Genomic DNA, 5906 nt, shown 5'->3' with positions numbered 1-5906 from the left:
CGACGCCGCCGATCTGCGAGAATGAAGCCGGGCGTGTCCGTCTCCGGACCGTCCCTCACCCCCTGACCCGTCCGCCGCCGGCCCGACCGGCGCCGTTGACGCGCACCCGAAAGGACGCCCTCCCCATGAACTCCCGCAAGCCGCGAGGCTCCGGACGCACCCCCGCCGTCGGTCGACGGGGCGGCCCGTTCCAGGAGCGCGACTTCCAGCGACAGATCGGTGCCCGCCGCGGCGCCGCCGCCCCCCGTGAGGAGGCCCCCTTCGACGAGGACGCCGTGCCGCGCACCCGCGGTCGCCGCGGCCGCGGCGCCGGCGCCGCCCGGGCCAAGGCCGCCCACCTCGACCGCATCCACGACGAGTCGGGCGAGCGCCTGCAGAAGGTGCTGGCCGCGGCGGGTGTGGCGTCCCGGCGCGTGAGCGAGGACCTCATCGCCGAGGGCCGCGTGGAGGTGGACGGCGTCGTCGTCACCGAGCCCGGCGTGCGCGTGGACCCGGCCACGGCCGTGATCCGGGTGGACGGCATCTCCGTGCAGACGGACGTGACCAAGCAGTACTTCGTCTTCAACAAGCCCCGCGGCGTGATCTCCACGATGGTGGACCCGGAGGGCCGGCCCTCGATCGCCACCTACCTCAAGCCCGGGCAGGAGCACCTGTTCCACGTGGGCCGTCTGGACAACGAGACCGAGGGCCTGCTCATCCTCACCAACGACGGCGAGCTGGCCAACCGCCTCACCCACCCCAGCTACGAGGTCCCCAAGACCTACGTGGTGCAGACCCGCGGCCCGCTGGCCAAGGGCGTCTCGAACCGGCTGCGCGAGGGCGTGGAACTGGAGGACGGCGTGGCGCAGGTCGACTCGTTCAAGCTCGTCGACTCGACGCCGGGCCACGTGCTCGTCGAGGTCGTGCTGCACTCGGGCAAGAACCGCATCGTGCGTCGCATGTTCCAGGAGATCGGCCACCCGGTCGAGCGGCTCGTCCGCGTCAAGGTGGGCCCCATCCTGCTGGGCGACCAGAAGCAGGGCACCGTCCGCGCACTCAACGCGCAGGAGCTGGGCCACCTCAAGGCCCTGGTCGGCCTGTGAGCGCGCCCGCCGAGTCCGCCGCCAAGCTCGGTGACGGCCCGGCCGGGATCCCGCAGCCCGTGCTCGTCCGGGGGACCGGTCTGCTGGGCGCCTCGATCGGCATCGGGCTGAGCGCGGCCGGTGTGGACGTGCGCCTGCACGACCCCTCGCCCGCCGCCCTGGCCGTGGCCGCGGACATCCGCGCCGGACGCCCCGCCCGCCTGGACGCCGAGGGCGACGACCTCGACGTCGCCCCGGGACTCGTCGTCGTGGCCGCGCCGCCGGACGTGACCGCCGACGTCGTGGTCGACTCGCTGCGCCGCTGGCCCGCGGCCGTGGTGGTGGACATCGCCTCGGTGAAGGAGGCGGTCGCCGCGGGCGTGCGCGCTGCCGTCGACGACGGCCGCCTGGCCCCGCAGGACGCCGACCGGTACCTCGGGACGCACCCGATGGCCGGCTCCGAGCGGTCCGGTCCCGTGGCGGCCCGCGGCACCCTGTTCACGCAGGCGCCGTGGGTGCTGTGCCCGACGGACACGACGCACCCGGGCGCCCTCGCGGCCGGTCGGGCGCTCGCGCTGACGCTGCAGGCCACCCCGTACCGGATGGCGGCCCGCGCCCACGACGAATCGGTCGCGCTGATCTCGCACCTGCCGCAGATCGCCGCCTCGCTCGTGGCCTCCCGCCTGCAGGACACCCCGGACCAGGCGCTCGCACTGGCCGGCAACGGGTTGCGGGACACCACCCGGATCGCGGCGTCGGACCCGCAGCTGTGGGTGCAGATCCTCTCCGGCAACGCCGGGCGGATCGTGCCGGCGCTGCACGGGCTGCGGGCGGACCTGGACCGGTTGATCCGCACCCTGGAGGACCCCTCCGCCCCCGGGGCGCGGCTGGACATGGCGCAGCTGATCGCCGAGGGCAACGCCGGTCGGGCTCGGGTGCCCGGCAAGCACGGGGCGCCGCCGCAGGCGTTCGCGGTGGTCACGGTGATCGTGGACGACGCCCCCGGGCAGATCGCGGCCCTCCTCGACGAGGTCGGCCGCACGGACGTGAACGTGGAGGACCTGCGACTCGAGCACGCCTCGGGCCACCGGGTCGGCATGGTGGAGATCTCTGTGCTGCCCGGCCGCAGGGACGAACTCGTGGCGGCGCTGACCGCCGCCGGATGGAAGGTGGTCTGAGATGACCGAGCACACCCGCGACGACGTCGCACCCGCCCCGCTCGTAGTGGCGGTGGACGGGCCCTCGGGCTCGGGCAAGTCGTCCGTGTCCAAGGCCGTGGCCCGGCGTCTCGGCGCCGCATACCTGGACACCGGCGCCATGTACCGCGCCGTGGCGTGGCACTGCCTGCACGAGGGCGTCGACCTGGCCGACGCGGAGGCCGTGGCGGCGGCCGCCGTCGCCATGGACCTGGACCAGTCCACCGACCCGGACGTCGAGGCCGTGCGGGTCGGCGGCACGGACGTCACCGAGGCGATCCGCGGCCCCGAGGTCACGGACACGGTCTCCACCGTCGCCGTGGTCATCCCGGTGCGCGAGGAGCTGCACCGTCGCCAGCGGGCGGCGATCGCTGCCGCGGGCCGGATGGTCGCCGAGGGCCGCGACATCACCACGGTGGTGGCCCCGGACGCCCACGCGCGCGTGCTGCTCACGGCCTCCGAGGCCGTGCGCACCGCCCGCCGCTCAGGCCAGCTGACCGCGGCGGGGGAGCCCGGCGTCGACGCTGGCACGCTGCACCGCCAGGTGGCCGGGCGCGACGCCCGCGACGCCACCGTGTCCACGTTCGACCGCCCCGCCGACGGGGTGGCGCTCGTGGACTCCACCGAGCTCGACTTCGAGCAGACCGTGGCGGCCGTCCTGGCCGCCGTCGAGGACCAGGCCGGCATCCCGGCCGTGAAGGGAGGCCGACGATGACCGAGAACCCCCAGCACCGCTCCGGTGAGGACGAGTTCGTCCCCGCCGGCGACGATCAGGTGGCCGAGCGGCTCGCCGCCATGACCGAGGAGGAGGCCGAGGCGCGTGCCGCGTCGTTGCGCGCCGGCCTGGCCGACTACGAGCTCGAGGAGGACGACGCCGCCCTCCTCGACGCGTGGCAGCTCGGGCCCGACGAGGACGTCGACGCGCCCGTGCCGCCCGTGCTGGCCATCGTGGGCCGGCCGAACGTCGGCAAGTCCACGCTCGTCAACCGCATCATCGGCCGCCGTGAGGCCGTCGTGGAGGACATGCCCGGCGTGACGCGCGACCGCGTCTCCTACGACGCCGAGTGGAACGGCCGCGAGTTCACCGTGGTGGACACCGGCGGCTGGGAGCACGACGCCAAGGGCATCCACCGTCGCGTGGCCGAGCAGGCAGAGCTGGCCGTGGACGTGGCGGACGCCGTCGTGTTCGTGGTGGACGCCACCGTCGGCATGACGGCCACGGACGAGGCCGTGGTCTCGATGCTGCGCCGCAAGGACCGCCCGGTGATCGTGGCCGCCAACAAGGTGGACGACATGGTCCAGGAGGCCGACGCCGCCACCCTGTGGTCGCTCGGCTTCGGCTACCCGTACCCGGTGTCCGCGGTGCACGGCCGCGGCGTCGCGGACCTGTTGGACGCCGCGCTCGAGGCGCTGCCGGAGGAGTCCGCCCACGGCGGTCTCGTGCCGCGCGGCGGCCCGCGCCGGATCGCCCTCGTGGGCCGGCCGAACGTGGGCAAGTCCTCGCTGCTGAACAAGCTGGCCGGCTCGGACCGCGTGGTGGTGGACGACCTGGCCGGCACCACGCGCGACCCCGTGGACGAGCTCGTGGAGCTCGGCGGACGGCTGTGGCGCTTCGTGGACACCGCCGGCATCCGTCGACGGCAGCACATGGCCCACGGCGCCGACTACTACGCGTCGCTGCGCACTGCCTCGGCCCTGGACCGCGCCGAGGTGGCCGTGGTGCTGCTCGAGGCGCCGCAGGTGATCTCGGAGCAGGACGTGCGCATCCTCCAGATGGTGCTGGACTCCGGCCGCGCCCTCGTGATCGCGTTCAACAAGTGGGACCAGGTGGATGAGGACCGCCGGCTCCAGCTGGCCAAGGAGATCGAGAGGGACCTGGCGCACGTCGCGTGGGCGCCGCGGGTGAACATCTCCGCGAAGACCGGCTGGCACAAGGACCGTCTCGTCCCCGCGCTGGACCTCGCCCTGGACTCGTGGGACACCCGCATCCCCACGGGCAAGCTCAACGCGTTCCTCGGCGAGCTTGTGGCGGCCCACCCGCACCCGCTGCGCGGCGGCAAGCAGCCCCGCATCCTGTTCGCGACCCAGGTCTCGAGCCGGCCGCCCAAGTTCGTGCTGTTCACCACCGGGTTTCTGGACCCCGGGTACCGCCGGTTCATCGTGCGCCGCCTGCGCGAGACGTTCGGGTTCGAGGGCACGCCCCTCGAGATCGGGATGCGCGTGCGCGAGAAGCGCGGTCGCGGCCGCTGATCCGGCCCCGCCCCCGACGACGTCCCTCGGCCACCCGCGCCGGGGGACGTCGTCGTCCCGGCAAGCTCCCACCGTTCGTCCACCTTCGCCGCGTAGCCTGTGGGCATGAGCCTCATCCGACGTCGCCCCGCCGCCCTGTCCCTGGCCACCCTGGCCGCGCTCGCGCTGGCCGCATCCGGCTGCGCGGTCGACGACGGCGAGACCCGGGCCGCGCTGCAGAGCGCGGAGGACCGGCTCGCCCAGGCCGAGGACCGGATCAGCGAGCTGGAGGCGGACGCCTCGGACCGCGTGGACCTGGGGCAGCTGCGCCAGGAGGCCGAGGGCGCCCTGGAGGAGGCGGACCAGCGCGCCGCCGAGGTCGTCGAGGACCTGACGCGATCGCTGCCCTCCGGTTCGGACATCGTCGACGTCGAGGCCCTTCGGGAGGACGGGAAGGTGGTCATCGAGTACGGCCAGTCCCTGCTCGAGGCCGATCCCCAGGTTCTCGAGGACACGATGCGGGAGGCGGCGGACCGGGCGCGCGACGCCATCCCGGACCTGGAGGACGTCGAATTCCGCGTGGGGGACCGAACCTTCACGTTCTGAGCCTGCGACGGGGCTCCGTGAGGCCCCCGACACGCCCCTGCGACGCGCCCGGAACGGCGGATCGGAGCGGCTCAGCGTGTTACACTTCTCACGTGCGCGACTGCACCCTCAGTCATGAGAGGGTTCGTGCAGACCGCCAGGCCCACCGGTACGCCGGGGCCGCGGTCGCTGGGGGACTCTCGGTCGGGTGGCCCTCGGTCAAGGGATGAGGGGTTCACGTCTGTGAAGAGGACGTGGGCCCCTTGTTCACGTTTCGGGGGTGTCGTGCCGTTCACCCCTGACGACGACGACCCGGCGGGCCCGCTCCCGATTCGCATCCGGCGGTGCGGGTGGGGTATGCTCGTCGGGTGCCGAAGCGCGGATGACCGCGATTCGCCACGGGCTATGGCGCAGCTTGGTAGCGCGCTTGACTGGGGGTCAAGAGGTCGTGGGTTCAAATCCCGCTAGCCCGACCACGTTCCCACGGGTCAGAGTCCGCATCTGACGAGGGAAAATGGAATGAGGCCCAGGTACTCCCTCGAGGGGAGCGCCTGGGCCTCTTTCCGTGCCTGACATATTCCTTAGCACAAACTGATCGAGACAGACCCTACGGTTCGGCGTTCGGCTCGACTTATATCCCCGGGAATTCAGAACTTCCTCAGTGGCCGAGCGGCTCGATCCAAAATCGATCTCGTCGGTGACCAGAGCGTTGGCCCTGAAGCCCCCTGGGTCTGATGGAGACTCGCGCTATTTGATTCCGACAACTGTTCGCGGCCGGCCTCGACAGCATAGAACGTGTCCTCGAACTCGGCGGGTGGGACGTCGCCGAGGTAGC

The 5906-nt window shown here is 73.0% G+C and carries 5 protein-coding genes and 1 tRNA gene; all 6 read left to right on the top strand.

Annotation, left to right across the window (positions count from 1 at the left end; genetic code table 11):
* Positions 1-125 precede the first annotated feature (125 nt).
* The 6 genes from NR072_RS11440 (at position 126) to NR072_RS11415 (ending at position 5547) form a co-directional block, all read left to right on the top strand.
* Entirely contained in the window at positions 126-1082 is a 957-nt protein-coding gene (locus tag NR072_RS11440) for a pseudouridine synthase (protein ID WP_036315713.1), read from the top strand.
* A complete protein-coding gene (locus tag NR072_RS11435) occupies positions 1079-2239 on the top strand; it encodes a prephenate dehydrogenase (protein ID WP_063189213.1) in 1161 nt (386 codons plus the stop codon). The genes NR072_RS11440 and NR072_RS11435 overlap by 4 nt, the downstream gene beginning before the upstream one ends.
* A gap of 1 nt (position 2240) precedes the next feature.
* Complete coding sequence (gene cmk, locus NR072_RS11430; protein ID WP_123244157.1) at positions 2241-2972, top strand: (d)CMP kinase; 732 nt, start codon at positions 2241-2243, stop codon at positions 2970-2972.
* Entirely contained in the window at positions 2969-4507 is a 1539-nt protein-coding gene (der, locus tag NR072_RS11425) for a ribosome biogenesis GTPase Der (RefSeq protein ID WP_256837306.1), read from the top strand. The genes cmk and der overlap by 4 nt, the downstream gene beginning before the upstream one ends.
* A 105-nt stretch (positions 4508-4612) precedes the next feature.
* On the top strand, positions 4613-5092 hold the full coding sequence (locus NR072_RS11420) for a hypothetical protein (protein WP_144819832.1): 480 nt from the start codon (positions 4613-4615) through the stop codon (positions 5090-5092).
* Between the two features lie 378 nt (positions 5093-5470).
* A tRNA-Pro gene (locus NR072_RS11415) sits at positions 5471-5547 on the top strand.
* The last annotated feature ends 359 nt before the right edge of the window (positions 5548-5906 follow it).

Origin of the sequence: Micrococcus sp. Mcc89, from assembly GCF_024519795.1 — a bacterium.
Lineage (GTDB): Bacteria > Actinomycetota > Actinomycetes > Actinomycetales > Micrococcaceae > Micrococcus > Micrococcus luteus.
The sequence above is the reverse complement of the archived record's forward strand: the minus strand, read 5'-3'. Positions and strand labels throughout refer to the sequence as shown.